Genomic DNA, 1,840 nt, shown 5'->3' with positions numbered 1-1,840 from the left:
GCATAATCCGGCCAACGAATTCGCAAGAGACGATGGGTTGCGCGCGGCATGCGATCCCATACGAGTGACCACCCGGACGCGCCCGGGGTGCGAGGGGCGTCGATAAGCCCAAGGGAATCTGAAGGAGTCGCCGAAGGCGACGACGAAGATGACGCAGGGGAAGTCCGGAGCGAAGGCTCCGGACCGCAATCGTTGACCCGAGCACCCCGGGCCACCGGCGCGGGGCCTATCCGGGATTTTGTGTGCGGGGCATATCATGAGGAATAAAGATCATGGATATGCCGATGAAGAAGAGACGCACAGCAGCCGCGCAGGCGGCGGCCCGTGGGCCGCTGCCTGAAGTGCCGGCCGAGTTACTGGACCATCTGGTCAAGGGACCGATGACGCCCAGCGAGGTTCAAGACCTGTTCCTGTCGTTCCAGAAAGCGGTAATCGAGCGGACGATGGCCGCGGAGATGAACCTGCATCTGGGATATCGGCCAGGCCAAGACAAGCCCGAAGGCCAGGCCAACGAGCGCAACGGCGCCAGCGGCAAGACGGTGCTGACCGAGCATGGCCCGGTGCGCGTGGAGCTTCCCCGCGACCGGGACGGCTCCTTCGCCCCGATCCTGATCCCCAAGCATGAGCGGCGCTTCACCGGTTTCGATGACCGGATCATCTCCATGTACGCCCGGGGCATGAGCGTGCGCGAGATCCAGGCGTTCTTGGCCGAGAGCTATGGCACCGAGGTATCGCCGGACTTCATCAGCTCGGTCACCGACGAGGTCATGGCCGAGACGATTGCCTGGCAGAACCGGCCGCTGGAAGCGATGTACCCGGTGGTGTTCTTCGACGCGCTGCGGGTCAAGATCCGCGACGACGGCGGGGTCAGCAACAAGGCGGTGTACCTGGCGCTGGGCGTGCAGGCCGATGGCCAGCGCGACGTGCTGGGCCTGTGGGTCGAGCAGACCGAGGGGGCCAAGTTCTGGCTCAAGGTCTTCAATGAACTCAAGACCCGGGGGTGCCAGGACATCCTGATCGCCGTGGTCGACGGCCTGAAGGGCCTGGCTGACGCCATCGGCACGGCCTTCCCGCGCACGACGGTACAGACCTGCATCGTGCACCTGATCCGCAACAGCCTGGATTACGCGGGATGGAAGGATCGCAAGGCCGTCGCTGCCGCGCTACGCCCGATCTACGCGGCCGCCAGCGCACAAGCGGCCGAGCAGGCGCTGCAGGGGTTCGCCGATGGGCCCTGGGGGACCAAGTACCCAACAATCGTTGCGGCCTGGCAGCGGGCCTGGGAGAACGTCACGCCCTTCTTCGTCTTCCCGCCGGACATCAGGCGCGTGATCTATACGACCAACGCCATCGAGAGCTTGAACATGCAATTGCGCAAGATCATCAAGACGCGCGGTCACTTCCCCACTGATGAGGCCGCCATCAAGCTCCTATGGCTGGCGCTACGCAACGTGCTGGCCAAGTCCGTGAGGGCGACCTTCGACTGGAAAGTCGCCATGAACCAGTTTGCTATCCTGTTCGGCGAACGGTTTACTGCGGCGCGGGGATAACAACTTTTAAAACGCCTCGCCCACAAAAATACGGACAGGCTCCGCCGTTGTACAGATCCATCACCGGCGACAAGTACAACTTCTCACCACGCACCTTGAACTCTGTCACATCGGTCACCCACTTCTCGTGCGGACGCGCCGCCTCGAAGTTACGCGCCAACACGTTGGCCGCCACGTGATGTGACTGGCCTCGGTATGAGCGGTACTTCTTGGCGCGCACGAGCGACTTCAAGCCCAGCGCCTGCATCAATTTCTGCACTGTCTTGTGGTTCACCAGCTCACCAGCCTGG

The 1,840-nt window shown here is 63.2% G+C and carries 1 protein-coding gene and 1 pseudogene; one reads left to right on the top strand and one right to left on the bottom strand.

The features are described 5' to 3' along the window. Window positions 1–278 precede the first annotated feature (278 nt). Window positions 279–1,550 carry an IS256 family transposase gene (locus tag A9976_RS10180; protein ID WP_183013799.1) on the top strand — a complete coding sequence of 424 codons (1,272 nt, stop codon included), beginning with the start codon at window positions 279–281 and terminating at the stop codon, window positions 1,548–1,550. Window positions 1,551–1,578: 28 nt separating this feature from the next. Here A9976_RS10180 and A9976_RS10175 read toward each other — a convergent pair. Next, window positions 1,579–1,840: pseudogene (locus A9976_RS10175) on the bottom strand (IS3 family transposase); the annotation flags it as partial.

This window comes from Delftia sp. UME58 (assembly GCF_014170385.1).
Taxonomy (GTDB): Bacteria; Pseudomonadota; Gammaproteobacteria; order Burkholderiales; family Burkholderiaceae_C; genus Comamonas; species Comamonas acidovorans.
The sequence above is the reverse complement of the archived record's forward strand: the minus strand, read 5'-3'. Positions and strand labels throughout refer to the sequence as shown.

Coding starts and splice junctions, on each gene's coding strand:
- A9976_RS10180 (WP_183013799.1), top strand. CDS start 279: ATGCCGATGAAGAAGAGACGCACAGCAGCCGCGCAGGCGGCGGCCCGT.